The 22,770-nt window shown below is 62.2% G+C and carries 14 protein-coding genes, 1 tRNA gene and 1 pseudogene; 12 read left to right on the top strand and 4 right to left on the bottom strand.

The genetic code is table 11. The annotated features are described in order from the left end of the window. Window positions 1–92: 92 nt before the first annotated feature. Both ID864_RS07675 and ID864_RS07670 read left to right on the top strand, forming a co-directional pair. Entirely contained in the window at window positions 93–1,151 is a 1,059-nt protein-coding gene (locus ID864_RS07675) for an FUSC family protein (RefSeq protein WP_099753280.1), read from the top strand. 161 nt (window positions 1,152–1,312) lie between these two features. Next, window positions 1,313–1,630: a DUF496 family protein gene (locus ID864_RS07670; protein ID WP_048915616.1), complete on the top strand. Its 318-nt coding sequence runs from the start codon at window positions 1,313–1,315 to the stop codon at window positions 1,628–1,630. Window positions 1,631–1,676: 46 nt separating this feature from the next. Here ID864_RS07670 and ID864_RS07665 read toward each other — a convergent pair whose 3' ends face one another. Then, window positions 1,677–2,687, bottom strand: a complete 1,011-nt coding sequence (locus ID864_RS07665) for a LacI family DNA-binding transcriptional regulator (RefSeq protein WP_191149667.1) — start codon at window positions 2,685–2,687, stop codon at window positions 1,677–1,679. Between the two features lie 174 nt (window positions 2,688–2,861). On the opposite strand from ID864_RS07665, the gene ID864_RS07660 reads away from it, so the two are divergent. The 4 genes from ID864_RS07660 to ID864_RS07645 all read left to right on the top strand — a co-directional run bounded on the left by ID864_RS07660 (window position 2,862) and on the right by ID864_RS07645 (window position 6,748). Beyond that, on the top strand, window positions 2,862–3,758 hold the full coding sequence (locus ID864_RS07660; RefSeq protein ID WP_191149666.1) for a Kdo hydroxylase family protein: 897 nt from the start codon (window positions 2,862–2,864) through the stop codon (window positions 3,756–3,758). A 132-nt stretch (window positions 3,759–3,890) separates the two neighbouring features. Further along, a complete protein-coding gene (locus ID864_RS07655; protein ID WP_099753283.1) occupies window positions 3,891–5,327 on the top strand; it encodes an EmmdR/YeeO family multidrug/toxin efflux MATE transporter in 1,437 nt (478 codons plus the stop codon). 121 nt (window positions 5,328–5,448) lie between these two features. Beyond that, window positions 5,449–6,234, top strand: coding sequence for a siderophore-interacting protein (locus ID864_RS07650; protein ID WP_048915617.1), 786 nt, complete (start codon window positions 5,449–5,451; stop codon window positions 6,232–6,234). 1 nt (window position 6,235) lies between these two features. Then, entirely contained in the window at window positions 6,236–6,748 is a 513-nt protein-coding gene (locus tag ID864_RS07645; RefSeq protein WP_224750452.1) for a PadR family transcriptional regulator, read from the top strand. Window positions 6,749–6,983: 235 nt separating this feature from the next. Here ID864_RS07645 and ID864_RS07640 read toward each other — a convergent pair. Next, a tRNA-Asn gene (locus ID864_RS07640) sits at window positions 6,984–7,059 on the bottom strand. Between the two features lie 40 nt (window positions 7,060–7,099). Here ID864_RS07640 and ID864_RS07635 point away from each other — a divergent pair. The 3 genes from ID864_RS07635 (at window position 7,100) to fepB (ending at window position 9,639) form a co-directional block, all read left to right on the top strand. After that, a complete protein-coding gene (locus ID864_RS07635) occupies window positions 7,100–7,297 on the top strand; it encodes a hypothetical protein (RefSeq protein WP_191149665.1) in 198 nt (65 codons plus the stop codon). A 63-nt stretch (window positions 7,298–7,360) separates the two neighbouring features. Continuing rightward, window positions 7,361–8,482: a Gfo/Idh/MocA family protein gene (locus tag ID864_RS07630; RefSeq protein ID WP_048915692.1), complete on the top strand. Its 1,122-nt coding sequence runs from the start codon at window positions 7,361–7,363 to the stop codon at window positions 8,480–8,482. A 122-nt stretch (window positions 8,483–8,604) separates the two neighbouring features. Beyond that, window positions 8,605–9,639 carry a Fe2+-enterobactin ABC transporter substrate-binding protein gene (fepB, locus tag ID864_RS07625; protein WP_191149664.1) on the top strand — a complete coding sequence of 345 codons (1,035 nt, stop codon included), beginning with the start codon at window positions 8,605–8,607 and terminating at the stop codon, window positions 9,637–9,639. A 113-nt stretch (window positions 9,640–9,752) separates the two neighbouring features. On the opposite strand, the gene entS is transcribed toward fepB, so the two are convergent. Beyond that, window positions 9,753–11,015: an enterobactin transporter EntS gene (gene entS, locus ID864_RS07620; RefSeq protein ID WP_191149663.1), complete on the bottom strand. Its 1,263-nt coding sequence runs from the start codon at window positions 11,013–11,015 to the stop codon at window positions 9,753–9,755. 140 nt (window positions 11,016–11,155) lie between these two features. Between entS and fepD the strand changes: the two genes are divergently transcribed. The 3 genes from fepD to ID864_RS07605 are packed head-to-tail and all read left to right on the top strand — an operon-like array spanning window position 11,156 to window position 14,044. Next, a complete protein-coding gene (fepD, locus tag ID864_RS07615) occupies window positions 11,156–12,190 on the top strand; it encodes a Fe(3+)-siderophore ABC transporter permease (protein WP_099753287.1) in 1,035 nt (344 codons plus the stop codon). Window positions 12,191–12,200: 10 nt separating this feature from the next. Continuing rightward, on the top strand, window positions 12,201–13,235 hold the full coding sequence (gene fepG, locus ID864_RS07610; RefSeq protein ID WP_048915620.1) for an iron-enterobactin ABC transporter permease: 1,035 nt from the start codon (window positions 12,201–12,203) through the stop codon (window positions 13,233–13,235). Between the two features lie 2 nt (window positions 13,236–13,237). Further along, the gene (locus ID864_RS07605; RefSeq protein WP_048915621.1) at window positions 13,238–14,044 is read left to right on the top strand and encodes an ABC transporter ATP-binding protein; all 807 of its coding nucleotides are present in this window, start codon (window positions 13,238–13,240) and stop codon (window positions 14,042–14,044) included. Between the two features lie 121 nt (window positions 14,045–14,165). Here ID864_RS07605 and ID864_RS07600 read toward each other — a convergent pair. Beyond that, a pseudogene (locus ID864_RS07600) lies at window positions 14,166–22,713 on the bottom strand (amino acid adenylation domain-containing protein). Window positions 22,714–22,770 lie beyond the last annotated feature (57 nt).

The raw sequence follows: 22,770 nt of genomic DNA, 5'->3' as shown, positions 1-22,770 counted from the left end.
AAAAACATCCGAAAAGCGTCGCTCTACGCCTTTTCCCGACCCCGACTTCAGGTATCATGGCGCGCAGAGACCCCCATCTTTCGGAGCCTGTTTTGCGACCGGACAAGCCGATTTCGGCCCTGCAGTTCAACGTATATCGTAATTACCGCACAGTGCACGGCGTGCGTATCGCGCTGGCTTTCGTGCTTACCTTCCTGCTGGTCAGGCTGATGGAGATCCCCGAGGGCAGCTGGCCGCTGATCACGCTGGTGGTGGTGATGGGGCCGATATCCTTCTGGGGCAATGTCTTTCCGCGCGCGCTGCAGCGCATTGGCGGCACCCTGTATGGCTCTATCTCCGGGCTGATCGCGCTCAGGCTGGAGCTGATCTCGCTGCCGGGCATGCTGCTGTGGTGCGCGGCGATCATGTTTATCAGCGGCTTTCTGACGCTGGGCAAACAGCCCTATATGGCGCTGCTGATTGGCATCACCCTGGCGGTGATCTGCGGCGGGATCCCGGGGGATATGACCACCGCCCTGTGGCGCGGCGGTGATGTGATCCTCGGCTCGCTGCTGGCGCTGCTGTTCACCAGCATCTGGCCGCAAAAAGCCTACACCCACTGGCGCATTCAGCTGTCCGATCTGCTGCTGGAAACCGCGCGGGTTTATCACGCCGGTTTCTCTCCCAACCTTGTTGAAAAACCGCGCCTGACGCGCCCGTTACAGCGCCTGCTCAGTAATGTGATTAAGATGCGCGCGCTGATCGAGCCTTCCAGTAAAGAGACGCGCACGCCGCGCTCGGTATTTGAAGGGATACAGACGCTGAACCGCAATCTGGTCTGCACGCTGGAGCTGCAGCTCAATGCCTGGTGGGCGTCGCGCCAGAGCCACCTGATTATGCTGAACGCCCCGGCGCTGCGCCGCACCCAGCAGATGACCGAAAATACGCTGCGGGCGCTGTCGCAGGCTATCGTGGAGGGGAATACCGACAAGATTGGGGCAAACAGCGAAGAACTGGTGGAGATTACGCGGGAACTGCGCCAGCTGATCGCCGAGTCTGACAGTGACGAACTGGTGGAAACCCCCATTCACGGCTACGTCTGGCTCAGTCTGGAGATGGTCCGGCAGCTGGAGCGGTTATCGGAACTTATTCGCCTGGCGCTGCGAAAATAGAATGATCCAGCAACAACTTACTGCGAGGCGGGTCGCTTCAGGGTAAGATAGGCCCAATCCGATTCTGCAAGTTTAAAATTGCCATCGCCAGCGGCGCGCCGCTAATCTGATGGCTACGACAATGATGCCTGTGTAAGCAGGCCCAAATGAAAGGTGTCTTCATGGAAAATGCAAAGCAATCATTTCAGGACGTACTGGAGTTCGTGCGTATGTTTCGTCGTAAGAACAAGCTGCAACGTGAAATTCACGACAACGAAAAGAAAATCCGTGATAACCAGAAGCGTGTTCTGCTGCTCGACAACCTGGGTGAGTACATTAAACCCGGCATGAGCGTGGAAGCTATCCAGGAGATTATCTCCAGCATGCGCAGCGATTACGAAGATCGCGTGGATGATTACATCATCAAAAATGCCGACCTTTCTAAAGAGCGTCGCGATCTGTCGAAGAAGCTGAAAGCAATGGGCGAGCCGAAAGCGTAACGGCGAACGACAGCATGATGAGGGCCGGGCAATCTGTCCGGCTTTTTTATGCCTGCTGTTCCGGAGCCTGACGGGTGCTGGCGCGCACCACCAGCGTGGTGGCAAAAGGCGTCAGCGCCTCACAGGCAGCGGGGTTTTCCAGCTTAGCCACCAGCCAGTTCACGCTGCATTCACCTAGCTGGCGCATATTCTGGCGCACCGTGGTCAGCGGCGGCTGATACCAGGCGCTGTCGGCGGTATCGTCATAGCCCACCACCGACATCCCGGCGGGTACCGCCACGCCAAGCTGGTGCAGCGCCTGCATCGCACCGAGCGCCATCTGATCGTTAGCCACTAACAGCGCCGTAGAGCGTGCCGCGTCGTCCAGCTGCATCACCGCGCGGTAGCCCGACTCTGCGCTCCAGTCGCCGCTGAGCTGCTGTGAGGGTGCCAGATCCCGTTCCTTCAGCACTGCCAGCCACGCCCTGCTGCGCACCTGCGCCGCCACCGAGTCCGCCGGCCCGTTTAATAACGCAATTCGCCGATGCCCCAGTTGCAAAAGATGCTCGGCCCCCTGGCGTGCGCCGGTCTGTGCGCTGAAGCTGCATATCGCCACCGCGGCATCCTCCGCCACATCCAGAAAGATGCAGGGCAGGGACCCCGCCATCTGCTCAATCTGGCTGGCGGCAGAGGCATCAAGCGGGATATTGATTATCAGCGCGTCGACGCGCTGTGCCAGCAGGTCGCTGACCGCCTGGCGTGCGCCGCCGCTGCCCGCCATCGCTATCACCAGGTGGTAATCCAGCTGGCTGGCGCGCTGCTGAATGGCGGAGGCAATCTGCGCCGGAGCCAGCAGCGCGAGGTCGCTGGTGGCGAGGCCCAGCGTGCGCGTATTCTTGCCCGCCAGCTGCTGTGCCACCCGGTTTGGCACATAGTTAAGCGCCTGCATCGCTGCCTCAACCCGCTGGCGGGTCTTTCCGGAGACCTGCTGCGAATGGTTCAGCACTCTGGAGACGGTCTGATACGAGACGCCAGCGGCACGGGCGACATCTTCCAGCGTCACGGAACGGGGTTTCATAGGTCACTCCTGTTTTTGATGGCGCAGTGTAGCAACAAATCGCGCGCGCATCTTTCGCTTTACCGCAGGCGGTTCCGGGGCTGGATCGTTTAGTCGGGGTTTAATCAAAAATCCATCGTCTCCCTATAATGGCCGGGTAGAAGTTCCCCTTGTGGCATGCAATAAGGATATCAAATGTCTGAACAATCTTTATCTCAGGAGCTGGTGATTCGAACACTGCCCAACACGCGTTGGGATGAGTCATTGGTGGATACCAGCGCTATTGATGCGCTGGAGCAGGGTAAAGTGCTGTTTCTGCCCCAGCTGGCTTTCACTCTGACAGCCGAAGAACAGATGCTGTTAACGCCGCAGCTGGTCGATGCGAAGCGCAAAAACATCAGCTTTAATCCGCAGACAGATCGGGTTAACGGTGTGGCCGATGACAGCAAACTACCGCAGGTTAAAGCGCTGATGGTGCGTCACTACCAGCACTCTCTGCGGTTGATCGACGGCATACTGCCTGATTATCGCGCGTCGTTACACTCCCCGGCCAACACCCTGCGCCTGCACCCGATTGCCGCGTGGCGCGATGCCACTTCGTGGCGCAAGGACGACAGCCGACTGCACGTCGACGCATTCCCGTCGCGGCCTAATCACGGCGAGCGTATTTTGCGCATCTTCTCCAATATCCATCCCCACGGTGAAAGCCGCCGCTGGCGGGTGGGGGAACCTTTCCCGGTATTAGCGCAGCGTTTTATCTCACGCCTGAAAGGGTACTCGCCGCTCGGCAGCTGGCTGCAGCAGCGTCTTGGCATCACCAAATCCTACCGTACCCATTACGATCATCTGATGCTGCAGCTGCATGATGCAATGAAAGCTGACCTGCGCTATCAGGAGCAGGGCCCGCAGGTGGCACTGGAACTGCCGGCGGGCAGTAGCTGGATCTGCTTTGCCGATCAAACGCCACATGCGGCGATGAGCGGGCAGTTTATGATGGAGCAGACCTTTTTCCTGCCGGTGGCCGGAATGAGAAATCCACAAAATGCGCCGCTCACGATCCTTGAAAAGCTGCTGCAGCGACCGCTGGTCTGAGTGGCAAAGGGCATCTGCAATGGAGGCCCTTTTTTTTTGCTGCACTTTGATACATAAAAAGACTTTGCAGAAACCCTGTCCCTTTACCATGATAACAGTGACCCCCTCCTCTGGTAATAAACTGGAATACTCTTGCTAAACTTCAGAACTTCACTGCTGCAGGCTATCCAGCACAGTGCGTGGTATCCGAAACGACGTTCCCTGCGGATACTCTTCTGGCGAGAAATCACCCCGCTGGCCGTGCCGATCTTCTTTGAAAACCTCTGCGTTCTGCTGATGGGGGTGTTGAGTACTTTCCTGGTCAGCTGGCTCGGGTCGGAAGCGATGGCCGGAGTCGGGCTGGCGGACAGCTTCAATATCGTGGTGATCTCATTTTTTGCCGCCATCGATCTCGGGACCACCGTGGTGGTGGCTTTTAGCCTCGGCAAGCTGAACCGGGAGAGGGCAGTTGCCGCGGCGCGCCAGTCGCTGATTATTATGACGGGGTTCGCCGTGCTGCTGGCGCTGGCGATTGAGTTTATCGGCCCGCAGATCATCGACCTGATTGCAGGCAAAGCGGAGCCGCAGGTAAAAGCGCTGGCGCTCTCCTATCTGCAGACGACCGCATGGAGTTACCCGGCGGCGGCTATCGCGCTGATCGGCTGCGGCGCGCTGCGCGGCGCCGGGAATACCAAAATCCCGATGCTGATCAACGGCGGCATGAACATCCTCAACATTGTTATCAGCAGCGTGCTGATCTACGGCTGCTTCTCCTGGCACGGTCTGGGGTTTGTCGGGGCGGGACTCGGGCTGACCATTTCACGCTATATCGGGGCCGCTGCCGTGATTTACGTGCTGGTGATTGGCTTCGTCCCGGCGTTGAAAATCTCCCTGAAAAGCTACTTCACCCGGCTCAATCTCAACATCCTGCGCGAAGTGCTCGGTATTGGCGTCCCTGCCAGTATCGAGTCCGTGCTGTTTAACGGCGGCAAGCTGCTGACCCAGGTGTTCGTCGCCGGGATGGGCACCGATGTTATCGCCGGTAACTTTATCGCATTTTCTATCGTCTCCCTGATTAACCTGCCGGGTAACGCGCTGGGTTCCGCTTCCACTATTATCGTCGGCACCCGCCTTGGCCGGGGTCAGCTGGGCCAGCCGGAGCGCCTGCTGCGCTATATATTCTGGCTGTCGACCATTGGGCTGTGCGCGCTGGCGCTGCTGACGGTGCCGTTTGCCGGGCTGCTGGCACAGTTCTACACGCGTGATGAAGAGGTGATCCACGTGGTGAAAATGCTGGTGTGGCTCAACGCCGCGTTTATGCCGTTCTGGGCGGCTTCATGGGTATTGCCCGCCGGATTAAAAGGCGCGCGCGATGCGCGTTACACCATGTGGGTGTCGCTGCTCAGCATGTGGGGTGGACGCATCGTGGCCGGTTACCTGCTGGGAATTGTGCTCGGTTTTGGCGTGGTGGGGATCTGGTTAGGTATGGTGCTGGACTGGATGATCCGCGGCTCCTGCTTCTATCGCCGGCTGGACAGCGGTAAATGGCTGTGGAAATACCGCCCGCTGGTGAAGGAGCCGAAGGATTAGCACAGACTGCCACGTTTTTCCCGGCTGAGGATAGCGTGCTGGCTTGCATTCAAGATATATCATAGATATATTTTATCTCGCAAATGAGAATCATTACTGAAATTAAGCCGGGAGAATCTTCGTGACCGAACAGAGCAAAAATTCGCGGGCGCCACAGCGCGTGCGTAACGAACTGCGTTTCCGCCAGCTGACCGTCACCGGCAAAACCAAAGTGGCCGACAGCTTCTGGCGTATCGACTTTGGCGGCGCCGACCTGAGCGGCTTTACCTCGCCTGGCTTCGACGACCATATCAAAGTGTTTTTCCCCGATGCCAGCGGTGTGCTGAGCCTCCCTGAGGTGACCGAGGACGGCGTGGTGTGGAAAGAGGGGGTGCGCCCGGTATCGCGTGACTACACGCCGCTGTTCTTCGACGGGGAGAAAAATACCCTGACCATCGACTTCTTTATCCACGACGGCGGCGTGGCCAGCGACTGGGCTGAACAGGCTAAAATCGGCGATCCGCTGGCGATCGGTGGCCCACGCGGGTCGCTGGTGGTGCCAGATGATTATGCTTTCCAGCTCTATGTCTGCGACGAAAGCGGCCTGCCCGCCTTTAAGCGCCGCCAGGCCAGCGTCAGGGCGAAGCGCCTGAAGCTGTTTGCCTATGCGGATGAAGCACAGGGCAGGGTATATCTGGATCCCCTGAATGGTATCGATGCCAGCTGGTTCGGGCACGGCTGCATGGATAAAGCGCATCTTGACGCGCTGGTGGCGCAGCTTGACCAACTGGTGCTGCCGCCGGAGGAGTACTTTATCTGGCTGACCGGGGAAGCCGACTTCGTGAAGTCGCTCAGTGACTATTTCATTAACCAGCGCGGCTGCGATGCCACCTTTGTGCGCGCCGTGGCCTACTGGCATCAGAAATAGCATGCGCGTGCCGTTTCCCGCTGCGGAGCCCGGGCAGGGCCGCCGCAAACGCCGTGAAAAGATGCTTGATGCCGCCGATATTCGCCTGCTGGTGCTGCATTTTCTCAGCCTCAATCCGGCGCACGGCTACGAGCTGATTAAGGCGATAGAGGAGCTGTCGAAGGGCGAATACACGCCAAGCCCCGGCATTATCTACCCCAATCTCACCCTGCTGGAGGAGATGGAGTGCATCGCGGTGCTGGATGCGCAGGCCACGCGTAAAGCGTACCGGCTGATCGACAAAGGGTTTGAACTGTTACAACAGGAGCAGGCAGCGCTGGAGATCATCGTGCAGCGGCTCTCTTCGATGGCGGTACTGGTGAATAACCGCAGCCTGCCGGACGTGGAGCGTGCGATTCATAATATGAAGACCGCGCTTAATGTGCGCCTGTCGCAGGAGGGGATTTCTCAGGATGCGCTGTACGCGATTATTGATGCGCTGGATGACGCCGCAAAGAAGATTGAGCGCAGTTAAGTTCGCGGCGACCGGAAAAAACAGTCGCCCCTGCGGAATTTGTCGGGGCCGACCCGCTTTTTCGGTCAGCCTGTTTCCCGGCGTGTGAATGCGCTAAACGGGTTCTTCACGCAGCGGATTCTCTCACCGTGCTTGCGGCAGAACTGAATCACCCTGCAACGGAAGAGCGGCAGGGGCATAATCGAAAGAAAAGCAAAAAGCCCGCTCAGGTTTCCCTGAGCGGGCTTCTCAAATATGGCTCCTCTGACTGGACTCGAACCAGTGACATACGGATTAACAGTCCGCCGTTCTACCGACTGAACTACAGAGGAATTGTTGGAACGGGGCGCATCATATCCAGCAGGGCGGGTGATGTCAAAGGCTGATTTCACGCTTTTGGTTCGACTGCTGAATAAAACAGCATGTTGTGTGGGGGCGGCCGCTTTTTTCGGCAAATATCCGGCATTTGCGCTGCCTGCTGCAACTTCCGGCTGGTGTTGCAGTAGCGTTGCACTCTTTTTCGTCAGCGCGATCACGTTTGTTTCATTTTTATATTGTGAAGCCCGTTAATGGAATATACATTCCAATTACATTGTACGTTTGTTCCATTTTCACCCTGCACAAGGACCCACCATGCAAAAAGTCAGAATTGGATTGATCGGTACCGGCTATATTGGGCGCTGCCATGCCATTGCCTATTCGCAGGCGCCGACGGTATTTAACCTCAAGGGTGAACTGGTGCGCGAGATGCTGGCAGAGGTCAATCCAGAGCTGGCCGCCGCCCAGGCCGCAACGCTGGGTTTCAGCCGCTCAACCGGTGACTGGCGCGAGCTGGTGGCGGATGAAAATATCGACGTGGTGGATATCTGTGCCCCGAACTTCCTGCATAAAGAGATGGCGCTGGAAGCGATCCGTCACGGTAAGCATGTTTATTCCGAAAAGCCGCTGGCGCTGAATGTGGCGGACGCCGAAGAGATGGTGCGCGCCGCGGAAAAAGCCGGAGTGAAAACCCTGGTTGGCTTCAACTATATGAAAAATCCGACCAGCCAGCTGGCGCGTGAAATTATTGAGCGCGGCGAAATTGGCGAGGTAGTGCATTTTTACGGCACCCATAACGAAGATTATCTGGCAAACCCGAATACGCCGCTCGACTGGCACTGCCAGAAAGCGCTGGCGGGGCTGGGCGCGCTGGGCGATCTGGCGGCGCATATCGTCAATATGGCGCACTTCCTCGTCGGCAATATCGATGAAGTCAGCGGCGATATGATGACGGTAATCAAACAGCGCCCGGACCCGAAAAATCCGTCCCAGCAGCGCGAGGTGGAAAACGAAGACCAGGCCAGCGCGCTGCTGCGTTTTGCCAACGGTGCGCACGGCGTGATTGAAACCTCACGCATCGCCTGCGGCAGCAAAATGGGCCTGACCTATGTGGTCACCGGCACCAAAGGCAGCATTCGCTACACCCAGGAGCGCATGGCGGAGCTGGAGCTGTATATTCATGACGAACCGGCAGGGCGCCAGGGCTTCAAGACTATCCTTACCGGCCCGGCGCACCCGGACTATGCGGCATTCTGCATCTCTGCCGGGCACGGCATCGGCTTTAACGACCAGAAAACCGTTGAAGTACGTGACCTGATCAACGGCATCGCCGCTAACGATCGCATGTGGCCGGACTTTGCCGAAGGGTTGCAGGTATCAAAAGTGCTGGAAGCTATCGCCATCTCCGCTGCCGAAGGGCGCTGGATGAAAGTGTAAGTGAATGGCCGGGTGCGCCCGGCCTGATTTATCCCGCATCACTATCCCCGCAGCCTTAAGCGTTTAATTCGCCCGCCATTAATTGTATGATAATAAGACTCATTTACGATGAAATTGCCAAGATGAAAAAATCCTTCTCCTTCCCGCTGCTGTGCGCAGCGTTGATTATTGCTGCCCTGGTGATGGTGGTCGCAGTGCGCAGCTGCTCTACGCAGCATAAAGAAGCCCCCCCGGTTAGCACCGCAAACCAGGCAACCACCACAGTAGCTCAGGGCTGGCCGCGCACGCTGCAGACGCCAAAAGGGCCACTGACTCTACAACAGGCGCCCAAGCGCATTGTCTCAACCAGCGTCACGATTACCGGCACGCTGCTGGCGATTAACGCGCCGCTGGTCGGCTCCGGCGGCACCAGCCGCAACAGCACCGTCTCTGACGATCAGGGTTTTTTTAAGCAGTGGAGCGCGGCGGCAAAAAAGGTCGATCTCAAACCCTTGTATATCAGCGAACCCAATGCTGAAGCGATTGCCGCTGCGGCGCCCGATCTGATTGTGATTGCCGCCACCGGTGGGGATTCGGCACTGAAACTGTACGACCAGCTTGCCGCCATTGCGCCCACGCTGGTGATTGATTACGGCGATAAGAGCTGGCAGCAGCTGGCACAGCAGCTAGGGAAAATCACCGGCCATGAGCAGGACGCCGCTGCAGCGGTCGGCCAGTTTGAGCAGCGGGTGCAGGCGGTGAAGCAGGCAATAACGCTGCCGCCGCAGCCGGTTTCCGCGCTGGTCTACTACGAAGATGGGCGAGGGGTGAATCTGTGGACCCCGGCTTCCGCTCAGGGCAAACTGCTGGGCGAGCTGGGCTTCGCGCTGGCCATGCCGCCTGAAGAGGTTCACGGCGGCACCAGCATGGGTAAGCGTAACGACATTATCCAGCTGTCGGGGGAGAATATGGCGGCGGGGCTGACCGGGAAAACGCTGCTGCTGTTCGCGGCGGATAATGACACGGTGACGCGCGTGCGCGCCAATCCGTTCCTGGAACATCTGGAGCCGGTCAGCGCGCAGCGCGTGTATGCGATGGGGCCGGATACTTTCCGCCTGGATTACTACAGCGCCAGCAATATGCTTAACAGCATTGAGCGCCAGTTCACCGCGCATTAATACTGTGCGGGTCGACCCCTACGAGGGTTTTGCAGGGGCCGATTATCTTTTTCGGTCAGCCCTTAACCCGCAGGCGCAAGGCATGCCTTGCGCGGATTTTCCCTCTCACGTTGCTACGGGTTGGCAACCGGCTCTGCGATTTCCGGTTCTTGCGTAGCCAGCGTACTGCGGCGCAGCGTGCCGACACAGGCCGCCAGCACCAGCGCCACCCCAGCCGCCGCCGCGCCAAACGACAGCACTCCCACCAATGGCGTAAACAGTTTGCCCAGCACGCCTAATCCCAATGCCCCGACAGAATCCCCGGTGACGTCCTGCGCGCTGCCCAGGCTATTGACGCGGCCCAGCAGAGGGTCCGGCGTATGGTGCTGGATCAGCATATATTGCAGTAAGGATGCGATGGCGTTGCAGTAGCCGTAAACCACCAGCGCCAGCAGCGCGGGCAGGAAATGGCTGTAAAGACCAAGCGAGGCGATGGCGAGGAATGCACAGGTGGCGCTGACCAGCACCAGGATGCCCGGGCGGCGATGGCGCGGCACCCAGCCGCTGGTAAAGGCTCCAATCATCGCCCCCAGCGGCACGGCTGAGTACATCAGGCCAATCGCCGATGCATCCGCGTGATAGCTGATTGCCAGCGCCGGGAACAGAATACGCACCGCACCGACAATACTGATCAGCATCCCCAGCAGCACCACCGAACCGACCACCTTCTGACGGCAGACAAACTGCACGCCGCTGACCATCGCACGCAGCGGATGTTCCGGCTCCTGCGTTTCCGGCTTCATCGACGGCAGGCGCACCAGTGGGATCAGGGTCGCCAGCGTGCCCACAGCCGCCACGGCAAATGCCCAGCCCACACCGCCCGCCACGATAATCACGCCGCCAATCGCCGGGGAAAGAATGGCCCCGAGACGCACGGTCACCATGCTCAGCGCGCCGGCAGCGCCGAGGTTTTCGCGCCCGACCAGCAGCGGGATCACCGCCATCAGCGCGGTCATCCCCAGCGCGCCGAAGAAGCCATCCCAGAAGGCCAGCAGGTAGAGCGCCCACAGGGAAGGGGAGGCGCTAAAGGCGTTAAGGCTGAGGAACACAAAGCCAATACCGCAGGTGCCGCGCGCAAACAGGATCAGCTTACGGCGATCCAGGCGGTCAGCGAGAATGCCGCCCAGCATCAGGCCGATAAACATCCCTACGCCGTCCAGCGTCACCGCCACGCCAACCTGTAGCGTTGAGCCGGTCATCGCCTGGATCTGGATCGGGACGCCGACGGCCAGCATGCCGAGGGCAAACACCGACAGCATACGGGCGCAGAAGATGGCGCGAAAATGCGCGTTATTTTTCAGCAGGCTGAAATTAAGCAGGATGGAGGGCTTAGCCATAATTTTCCATTTTGGTTGACTGAAGTTTTGAGGCGAAGGTTGCCGATGTTTTTCTGGCGGGCGCATGGTAACATATTTGATTAATAACGTTAATGATAATAATACTCATATTCATTTGCATATGAGCAGGGGGTTTGGGGATGTCGTTGCAACAGGCTCGGGCTCGGCCGGCCACGGGCGTCGCGCTACCGCGTGGTATAACGCGCAGCGGCGGTGTGCTGCTCTGCCTGATTTTACTGCTGGCGATAGCCGCCATCAGCCTGATGTTGGGCGCGAAATCGATCCCCGCGCAGGGGGTCTGGCACAGCCTGAGCGGGCAGCTCAATGATGCTGACAGCACGATCGTGCTCAACGCCCGCCTGCCGCGCACGCTCGCCGGTATTCTGGTCGGAATGGCACTGGGCGCGGCGGGGGCGGTGATCCAGGCGCTGACGCGTAATCCGCTGGCGGACCCGGGTATCCTCGGCGTAAACGCCGGGGCCAGCTTTGCGCTGGCCGTCGGCATAACCCTGTTCGGGGTCAACGGTATGGCGGGCTGGCTCGGCTTCGCCTGGGCTGGCGCGCTGGCGGCCAGCGTGGTGGTGTGGACGATAGGTTCGCTGAGCGGCGGGCGCGTCAACCCGATCCGCCTGACGCTGGCCGGGGTGGCGCTCAGCGCGGTGCTCAGCGGGCTGACCTCTTCGCTGTCGCTGCTCAACCCGCAGACGCTCGACCAGCTGCGCTTCTGGCAGGCCGGTACGCTGGATATCCGATCGCTGCATAATCTGCTGCTGGTCACCCCGGCCATCCTGGTGGGTGGGGTGCTGGCGCTGGTGGCGGCACGCTCGCTCAACAGCCTTAGCATGGGGGAAGAGATGGCGGCGGCGCTCGGCACACGGGTTGTGCTGGTGCGCGTGGTGGCGCTGCTGGCGGTGATGCTGCTGTGTGGATCCTCCACCGCGCTGGTCGGGCCGATTGGCTTTGTCGGCCTGATGGTGCCGCACGTGGCGCGTTGGTGGGTGGGGGCCGATCAGCGCTGGGTGCTGATTTACTCCTCGCTGATGGCGCCTATCCTGCTGCTGTCGGCCGATATCCTCGGGCGCTTTATGGCGGCGGGGGAGCTGCGCGTGTCAATCGTTACGGCGCTGATCGGCGCGCCGGTGCTGATCTGGCTGGTTCGCCAGCGCAGGTATTAAGGAGAACAGGATGCAGAGCCGTACTTTACTGATTGGCCGCGCAGAGGGCTGGCTGAACCTCAAGCTATCCGCGCGCACGCTGTGGGTCAATCTGAGCGTAATCCTGCTCTGCCTGCTGCTGGCGCTGTTTGCCCTGTGCTACGGCACGCTGCGCATCGCTCCGCTGCAGGTGTGGCAGGCGCTGCAGGGCGAAGGGCCGCAGGGATTGATGACGGTGGTCGGCCAGTGGCGCGCGCCGCGCGTGGTGCTGGCGCTGGTGCTCGGCGCGGGGTTGGGCGTCAGCGGGGCGATATTTCAGTCGGCGATCCGCAACCCGCTCGGCAGCCCGGACGTGGTCGGTTTTAACACCGGAGCCTACACCGGCGCGCTGGTGACGATTATTCTGCTCGGCGGCGGCTACTATCAGGTTGCCGCCGGGGCGCTGGTCGGCGGCGTCGCCTCTGCCGCTCTGGTCTACCTGCTGGCGTGGCGTCAGGGCATTAGCGGCTTCCGCCTGATTATTGTCGGCATTGGCATTGGCGCCGTGCTGTCGGCGTTAAACAGCTGGCTGATTATCAGCGCCTCGCTGGAGAGTGCGATGAGCGCCGCGCTGTGGGGGGCGGGCTCGCTCAACGGGATCACCTGGGCCAAAGGCCAGCCCGCGCTGCTGCTGGTGCCGTTAACGGTTTGCGCCGCGCTGCTGCTCGGCCGCCGCCTGCAGCTGATGGAGATGGGTGATGACAGCGCGCGTGCGCTGGGCGTCAACGCGGAATCAAGCCGCCTGTGGCTGATGCTGTGCGGGATTATCCTTACCGCGATTGCCACCGCCAGCGCCGGACCAATTGCATTTATTGCGCTGGCCGCGCCGCAGATCGCCCGTCGCCTGATCGTGGCCAGCGCCGTTCCGCTATTCTCTGCCGCCACCAGCGGCGCACTGTTATTGCTGGCGGCGGATATCATCGCCCAGCACGCCTTCAGCGGGATACAGCTGCCGGTCGGCGCCGTCACCGTCAGCATCGGTGGGCTGTATCTTATCTGGTTGCTTATCAGGGAGTCACGACGTTAATCATGGAACCTTCCACCTCGCGTTTACAGGCTTCAGCACTGACGCTGGCCTACGATCAAAAGACCATTGCGCGCGATCTCAGCGTCGGGATCCCCGACCGCCAGTTCACGGTGATCATCGGCCCCAACGCCTGCGGCAAGTCGACGTTGCTGCGCGCTTTATGCCGCCTGCTGAAGCCGCGTAACGGCCAGGTGCTGCTCGACGGTCAGGATATCCACCGGATGGGCACCAAAGCCCTGGCGCGCCAGCTCGGCCTGCTGCCGCAGCACGCCATCGTGCCGGAGGGGATCAGCGTTGCTGACCTGGTGGCGCGCGGGCGCTATCCGCACCAGAGTCTGTTAAAGCAGTGGAGCGAGGCCGACCGCCAGGCGGTGGATGCCGCCATGCAGGCGACTAACATCAGTGAGCTGGCCGCGCGCAGCGTGGATGCCCTGTCCGGCGGCCAGCGCCAGCGCGTGTGGGTGGCAATGGTGCTGGCGCAGCAAACCCCGCTGCTGCTGCTGGATGAGCCGACCACCTGGCTGGATATTGCCCACCAGATTGAGCTGCTGGATCTGTTCCGCCAGCTGAATCAGGAGCACGGGCATACGCTGGTGGCGGTGCTGCACGACCTGAACCAGGCCTGCCGCTATGCCGACCATCTGATCGTGATGAAAGAGGGGGCGATTATTGCCCAGGGTAAGCCCGCTGAGATTATTAGCGCGCCGCTGGTGCAGCAGGTGTTTGGCATGAGCAGCGTGATTATCAACGATCCGGTGTCACATACCCCGATGATCGTCCCGTGCGGGCGCTATCATCAGCCTGGATAAATAAAAAAGGGTCGACCGGAAAAAAGGTCGACCCCTACATGGGTTCTTACAGGGGCGGACTGGAAAAAGGTCGACCCCGACGGCGAGACTTGTAGGGGCGAGGCAAGCCTCGCCCGTGATTCTACGCCAGGTGCTGGCACGCCTTCATCAGCCTGTCCAGCAGCGGCCCCAGCGTCACCAGCGTTTCCGGTGACAGGATATCCATATGCTCGCAGGCCAGCTCATGGACTTTCAGCTGTGCGATATACGGCGCCCAGCTTTCACGCACATCCATGCCCTGCGGCAGCGTTTTGCTGGCGACAAACAGCGTGGCTTCACCGTCAAAGCGCGGGCTGCTGGCGGAGGCCAGGCGCAGCACGGCATCTTTGTAGTTGGCCACAATGGTGCTGAACATCGCCGCTTTCTCCGCCAGCAGCAGCGCATCGTCGTCGGTGGCTGCCATAAACTCGGCCTCCTCCCGCGCCACTTCCTCACGCGCATCCTCTTCTGACGGGCTGGTCCAGTCCTGGCCTTCCGGCGGATAAGTATCCAGCAGGCCAAGGAATTTCACCGCTTCCCCCTGCTGCTGCAGGCGTGCGGCGATGCCGTGGGCAAGGGTGCCGCCGAGCGAGTAGCCAAGCAGGTGGTACGGCCCCTGCGGCTGCACGCTGCGGATGGTCGCCAGATGGCGCTCGCACATCTCATCGATGCTGTCACAGGCGGCAATCACCCCATCAGGGCGCGGCGACTGCAGGCCAATAATCGGGAATGCGCCCGCCAGGTGGCGCATCATGCCGGAATACTGCCAGGCAAAGCCGGACGCTGGATGGATGCAGAACAGCGCCGGTCCCTGACCGCTGCGCAACGGCAGGCTTTCACCGTTGGCGCGGCCATCAGTGCCATCGCCGGAGGCAGCATCATCCAGCAGGCGCGCCATCTTCTCAACGCTGCGCGCTGCCATAATCTGGCCGATAGAGAGTGGATGCGCCAGCGTGCGGCGCAGTTCGGCCGCCAGGCGCATCGCCAGCAGCGAATGCCCGCCGAGCGCGAAGAAGTCGCCGTCGGCAGAGACCGTTTCCAGCTCCAGCAGGCGGGCGAACAGCTGCGCCAGCAGCGTCTCGTGCGGTCCCTCAGGCTGACGACCAGCGGCCTGCGGGGCCTGCGGTGACGGCAGGGCTTTGCGGTCCAGCTTGCCGTTGGCGCTGAGCGGGAAGCTATCGGTCAGCACATAGCTGACCGGCAGCATATGCGCCGGCAGCCGCAGCGAGAGCTGCTGGTGCACTTCTGCCGTCTCCAACACGCTGCCGGGCTGCGCGATGAGCCAGGCGACCAGCTGGCGCGCATCGGCCCCAGCGGCGGCCACATTGCCGAGCTCGCGGGCGGCCACCACGCTCTGCGCGACCCCCGGTAAGGTCAGCAGCGCCTGTTCGATTTCGCCCAGCTCAATGCGCTGACCGCGAATTTTCAGCTGATCATCGCTGCGGCCCAGATACTCGACCGCGCCACTCTCCAGCCAGCGCGCGATATCGCCGGTGCGGTACATACGTTCACCGGCGGCAAACGGGTCGGCGACAAAGCGCTGCGAGGTCAGATCGGCGCGGTACAGGTAGCCTTCTGCCAGCTGCGCGCCGCACAGGTAGAGATCGCCCGCCACACCGATCGGCACCGGGCGCAGCAGCGCGTCCAGAATGCGCAGCTCGGTGTTCCATACCGGGTAGCCGATCGGCACGCCAGCACCCTGACATGCGGCGAGATCCCTGCCGGATGCCGGATGCCGGATGATAGGTGACATCTACCGCCGCTTCGGTCGGGCCGTACAGATTGTGCAGCGGTGCCGCGATCAGCGCCTGATAGCTGGCTGCAAGGTCGCACGACAGCGCTTCACCGCTGCAGAATACGCGCTGCAGGCTGTGGCAGCCCTTATCCGCACCTGAACGCTGCTCCAGCGCGCTGACCCAGGCGGCCAGCATCGACGGCACAAAGTGCATCGTGGTGACCGCATAGTCCTCAATCAGCTGCACCAGCGCTTCCGGATCGCGGTGCGCTTCCGGCGGGGCCATTAGCAGCTGTGAACCCACCATCAGCGGCCAGAAGAACTCCCACACCGACACGTCGAAGCTGCACGGCGTTTTCTGCAATACCACGTCGGCGGCACTCATCGGATAGGTATCCTGCATCCACCACAGGCGGTTAACGATCGCCTGCTGCCCGACCACCACGCCTTTGGGGCGCCCGGTAGAGCCGGAGGTATACAGCACGTAGGCCGGGTGGCTGCTGTCAGGCTGCGGCAGCGCATGCCGTGGCTGCTGATGCTCGTCGGCCAGCTGGTCAAAAGTCAGCAGCGTGCCGAGCAGGGCGAAACGGTCCTGCAAAGCACTTTCAGTGATGATCAGGCGCGGGCGCGCATCCTCAACCATGTAGCCGAGGCGCTCATCCGGGTAGCCGGTATCCAGCGGCAGCCAGGCGGCACCGGCCTGCAAGATGGCGGTCAGCGCCAGGCTGAGGCGCACCGAGCGCGGCAGGGCCACGGCGACGATATCACCCGGCTGCACGCCAGCGTCAATCAGGCGATCCGCCAGCAGGCGCGCCTGCTGCTGCATCTGGCGATAGCTCAGACGATGGTCGGCATCCAGCAGTGCCAGCGCGTCCGGCGTGCGCGCAACCTGCTGCGCAATAGCCCCCTGTAGGGTGCCCGCCGCCAGCGGATACGCGGTGTTATTGATATTCGCGATCAGCGCCCGTTCGTCCGGGGTTTGCAGCTGCCAGCGTGCCAGCGGCAGGTCCGGCTGCGCGACCAGTTGGGATAACAGCATCAGCAGGCGGGAAGCAAAACGCTCTGGCTGCAGCAACGCATCGCGGTACTCCAGCAGCAGATGCAGGCGCTCACCCGGCAGCACCAGCAGCGTCAGCGGATAGTGGGTGTAGCCACGGTTGCTGATAGCGTCGCAGCGCAGGCCATCGTGGCCCTGCAGCAGTTCGGCGTTATCCGGGTAGTTCTCGACCACCAGCAGGGTATCAAACAGCGTGCCGCTGCCCGCCAGCTGCTGGATCTCCCCCAGCCCCAGATCGTCATGCTCAATCAGCTGGATCTGCTGCGCCTGATGGTCGGCGAGCTGTGCCAGCAGCGGGCGCTGGCTGTCGAAGCGCAGGCGCACCGGCAGGGTGTTGCTAAACAGGCCGACGTGCTGCTCCTGGCCCTCAATCTGACCAAAGCGCCCGGAAACCGGCGAGCCGAATACCACGTCCTGATGACCGCTTTCGATGCTCAGCAGCAGTGCCCAGATGCCCTGCATCACGCTGTTGAGCGTCAGACCACGCTCGCGGCATAGCGCCATCAGGCCCTGTTCCACCTCTGGGGCCAGCGTCAGATCCCTGTCGTGCACCGGGCCGTCGTGCGGTTCATTGCCGAACAGCAGGGTCGGGCGCACGTCCTGCAATACCTGCTGCCACAGCTGGCGCGAGGCGTCGGCATCGCGCGCTGCCAGCTGGCGCACAATGGTGGCGTAGCTGAAACGGTGCGGCGTCAGCGCCTGCGGGCCGTGGTTCAGCGCGCTGAACAGATCGCGCAGGATCACCGGCGTTGACCAGCCGTCGACCACCAGATGATGCGCATTGAGCATCAGGGTAAAGCGCGCAGCGTCGCCGTGCTGCACCAGCAGCGCGTGTAACATCACCGGCTGGGCGAACAGATCGCGCGCCAGCTCGCGTTTCTCCAGTGCCAGCAGCGCTTCAGCCTCTTCGGCGGCGGTCAGTTCAGGCAGTGCATGGCGATCCAGCGCCCAGTAATGCCGGTTGGGCTGCATCAGTGGGATCAGCTGTAACGGCAGCAGGGTCTGTTCACTATCAAAGCGCGCCGCCAGCTGCGGATGATGGCGCACCACCGCATCCAGCGCCGCCTGCAGCCGCTGCTCATCGAGCGGGCCGCTGAAGCTCAGGCGCGTCAGCGAGTTATAGCTGCCGCTGCTGTCGGCGGTCTGGGCGTGGAACAGCAATCCTTTCTGTAGCGGCAGCAGCGGCAGCACGGCAGCCAGCGGGCCGTGATGCTGCGACAGGGCCAGCAGGTCCTGCTGGCTGACGCCGTCAATTGCCACCTCCGCCGCCACCAGCGTGTCAGCCGCCTGCTGTGGATGGCGCCGGGCGAAATCGCTCAGCCCGTCAGCGGCCTGGGCCATCGCGCTGTGCAGTGCATCAATATCCGCTTCGCTGAAGACGTCGTGCAGCCAGCCCCAGTTGATCGCCAGGCGCGGCTCGTTGGCGGTCTCATCAACGAAGATGTTGACCTCGAGCGCGTGCAGCTGCGGCATGTCGGCATCCTGATGCACGGCAAAGGCATCGCGGAAATGTTTGCGCGTGCGCTGCGGCGTCCAAAGTCCATCCCCGGCGCTGAAACGGCCCAGGTAGTTAAACAGCACCTCCGGCGCGTGCTGCTGCGCCAGGGCTTGCAGCTGCGGCGCACGCACCGCGTCGAGATAGTAGAGCTGGCCGTAGCCAATCCCGCGATCCGGCACGGCGCGCAGCACGCTTTTCACCGCGCGCAGCGCATCGCGCAGGCAGCCCGTTTCCCCTTCATCCAGCGTCACCAGCAGTGGATATTCGGCGGTCAGCCAGCCGACGGTACGCGCCAGATCGTGCTCACCGTCCAGCCCGGCACGGCCGTGGGATTCCAGAGTGTAGCGCAGTTGCGTGGCATTAAAGCGGGCGAGCAGCGCCAGCGACAGGGCGCACAGCAGGGTCTCTTCCACGCTGGCGCGATACTGCTGCGGCAGGCGGTTAAGCAGCGCGGCGGTTTGCTCTGCGCTCAGCAGGGTGCGCTTCTCTTTCATCGCGCGGTGGCAATCCTGCGGCAGCAGCGCACGCCGGCCGAGCCGGGGCACCGGCTGCTGCAGCATGCTCTGCCAGAATGGCAGTTCAGCGGCACGCTTTGCCACGCCGCGTTGCACGCTGGCGGACCAGTCGTGCAGCGAGGTCTCTTCGGCGGGCAGTGCCAGCGGCGCTCCGCTGAGTGCAGCCTCACTCGCCTGGCGCAGCTCATCGAGCAGCACGCGCCACGAGACGCCATCAACCACCAGGTGATGGATCGCCAGCACCAGGCCAAAGGCGTGCTGATGATGCTGCAACAGCACCGCCTGCATCATCATGCCGCAGGCAGGGTCAAGGCGGGTAACGGCGGCGTCAAAGGCTTCCTCGGCGCAGGCTTCGGGCGCGTGGTGCAGGATCTGGCTGCTGACGCGTGCTAAACCGGCAGCAGGGGAGGGTTCACCGACAATCAGCTGACCGTCGCGGGTAAAGGCAGCCAGCGCCGGGTGCGCCACGCTGAGCGCATGCAGCGCCTGTTCCAGCTGGGCAGCCTGCAGTTCAGCCGGCACCCGCAGGAACACGCCGTGGGCAAAGCGCTGGTTAATGCCGCCGTGCTGGTTAAACCAGTGCAGGATTGGCAGACCCGTTACCGGCCCCTGCTGCGCCACGCGATTGACCGCCACGCCGGAGCTTAGCGGCTGCATGCTGCTGGCCATGCGCGCCGGAGTGCGCTGGGCGAAAATATCGCGCGGGCGCAGCAGCCAGCCCGCCCGGCGGGCGGCGGTGCCCAGGCCCATGGCGGAGATACTGTCGCCGCCGAGCGCGAAAAAGTCATCGTCGGCGCCGACGCGCTCCATGCCTAACAGGTCGGCGACGGCCTGGCAGATCAGCGTTTCCTGCGGGGTCTGCGCATCGCGCCCCGGGGTAAAGGCCATCTGCTGCGGCGCGGGCAGCGCCTGGCGGTCGATTTTACCGTTAACGTTAAGCGGTAGCTCTTCCATCACTATCAGGATCGCCGGCACCATGTAGTCGGGCAGGGTGATGGCCAGTTTGCCCAGCAGCCTGGTTGAAATCTGCCGATCGGCGCGCAGCGCGGCGTCACCGACCGAGCAGTAGCCGATCAGACGGTTGGTCGCCCCAATCGGCTGAGCGATCACCACGGCGGTGCTGACCTCCTCCAGCGCTACCAGCGCGTTCTCAACCTCCCCCAGCTCAATGCGGAAGCCGCGCACTTTAATCTGATGGTCAGTGCGGCCGATAAACGCCAGCTGGCCGTCGCTGCGCCAGCGCATCAGGTCTCCGCTGCGGTACATCACTTCCCCCTCCAGGAACGGGTTAGCGACAAAGCGCGCGGCGGTCAGGTCCGGGCGGCGCAGGTAGCCACGGGCGATACCGCTGCCGGAAATATAAAGCTCGCCGGGGCAGCCCACCGGCACCGGGCGCAGCTGGTTATCCAGCAGCCACACCCGGGTATTGCCGACCGGGCGGCCAATCACCGGCTGATCGGAGACCATCACGCTGGCGCCGAGGGTATCGATGGTGTATTCCGACGGGCCGTAATAGTTAACGATCTCCAGCTCCGGGTGCTGCTGCATCAGCTTCCACAGCGTTGGCGTGGCGGCTTCACCGCCGATCATCACAAACGCCGGGCGATGATTTTCCGGCTCGAACAGCCCGGCGTCGATCATCTGCGAGAAGAACGACGGGGTGATATCCAGCAGATCGACCGGCACCTGCTTCATCTTCTGCAGCAGTGCCCAGGCATCGCGGCGCAGCTCTTCATCGAAGATATGCAGCTCGCAGCCCATCATCATGCAGAACAGCGGTTCCCATGACGAGTCGAACGAGAACGAGGCAGTGTGGCCGCTGCGCATGCGGCGCGTACTGGCGGCGGTGAATTTCTCTATCGCCGGACCGAACAGGTTGCTCTGGTGCGACAGAAACAGGTTCAGCAGCCCGGCGTGGGTGCTCATCACCCCTTTCGGACGCCCGGTAGAGCCGGAGGTGTAGATCATATAAGCCAGATGATCACCGCGCTGGGCGACGCGGCGCTCGTCATCGCACACCGGGCTGGCGGGGTGCGCATCGCACGCGGCGCGCACGGCGGCATCATCGATGCACAGGTAAGCGCCAGGCGGCATTTGCGCCAGCGTGCTGCTGTGGGTAAGCAGCAGCTGCGGCTGCGCGTCGTCGCACATCAGCGCCAGGCGTTCGCGCGGATAGTCGAGGTCGAGCGGCATATAGGCCGCGCCGCTTGCCAGCACGCCAAAGATCGCCACCAGCGAATCGACCGAGCGCGGAATGCCAATCGCCACCACGTCTTCGGCCCGAAGGCCGCGGGCGATCAGCTCCCGCGCCAGCTGCATCGCGCGCGCCGAAAGCTGGCCATAGGTCAGGCGCATCTCACCGCAGACAACCGCAATGGCGTCCGGCTGCCGATCGACCTGACGCTGAAGCATCGCCAGAATCGACACCTCACCCGCTTGAGGCGTGACGCCGATGCCCTGCGACCAGCTGGCGAGATGCTGCTGCTCATCGTGGCCCATCAGCGCCAGCGCCGCCAGCGGCAGCTGCGGTTGCTGCGCCAGCTGCTCTGCCATAAAGGCAATGCGCTCGCCGTGCCACGCCAGCAGTTGGCGGTCATATTTTTCCGCATTGGCGACCAGCGTCAGCTGAAGCTGGCCCTGCTGGAAGCCGATCTCAAACTCCAGATCGTCCACCGGTCCCATCGCCAGCGTGTGCGTTACCGCCGGGATGCCGTCAAACTCCAGCGGGTCGTGATAAACCTTCAGGTTGATCACCGGACCATACAGCGGCTGGCTGCTGCCGACCAGGCCGAGATCGCGCCGCAGCTGCTCCGCTTCATAGCGCTGGTGGCGGCGCACCTGCCCGATCTCCGCCTGCACCCGCTGACCGATCTCGGCCAGCGTCATCGCATCGTTGAGCGCCAGCTGCAGCGGCAGTACGTTGACCACCGGGCCAGTAGCGGCCAGCGCGGCCGACCCCATGCGGCGCATAAACGGGAAGCCAATGCTCAGACGGTTTTCGCCGCTGATGCGCGCCAGATAAGCGGTGAGCAGGGCGCAGGCGATCTCCGCCGGGGCGCTCTGCTGCAGGCCGGGCTGCTGCGCCAGGCTGGTGAACAGGGCGGTGGGAAGCGTGACCTGCTGCTTGAGCGGCGCACCATCGCCCTCAGGCGTGAACTGTTCGGCGGAGAGTGAGATGGCCGCCGGGAAAGCCTGGGTGTGCTGCTGCCAGAACAGCGCCGCCCGCTGGCAGGCGGGGGAGTGCTGCCAGGCCTGATATTCGGCCACCACTTCACCAAAGGAAATGAACGGCGAGGGGGCTGGCGTCTGCTGCTGACGCAGCGCCTGGTACACCGCCGCCACGCGCCGGGTCAGCGCTTCGAAGCTAAAGCCGTCGAGCATCAGATGGTGATAGCGCTGGTACCAGAACCAGCGATCGTCGCTGACGCGGATCATCAGTTGCCGGTACAGCGGGCGTTCGCCGTCGGCGGGCAGGTCGGCGGCCAGGTCGGACTGCATCAGGCTGAGCGCAGCCTGCGCACCGTCAGCACGCTGGCTGAAGTTGAGCCATTCAACGGGCTGCACCTGCTGCGCTGAGCAGGCGTTGGGCAGCCGCTGCACGGCACTGCCGTCGGCGGCGAGGCCGAACTTAGCCTGAACGGTGTCGGCTTCCGCCATCGCCTGGCGGATAGCCGCGTCCAGCGCGGTGCGGTCGATATCACCATGCAGCTCGCTGTAGTGGGCGACGGCAAAGGTATTACCTTTGGTCGCGATCTGATCGGCGATCCAGATGCCGGGCTGCGCGGCTACCAGCGGATATTCACTATAGCTGGCCTGCACGACGGGCGTAATTTGAGCTTCTGACACGGGAGCGATTCCTGTCGATAAATGAAAAATTCATCATTAAAATTCAGCGCCGACCGA

It is taken from the genome of Erwinia aphidicola, assembly GCF_014773485.1.
GTDB lineage: Bacteria > Pseudomonadota > Gammaproteobacteria > Enterobacterales > Enterobacteriaceae > Erwinia > Erwinia aphidicola.
Note: the sequence above shows the minus strand (reverse complement) of the source record. Positions and strands in the feature narration are given on the sequence as shown.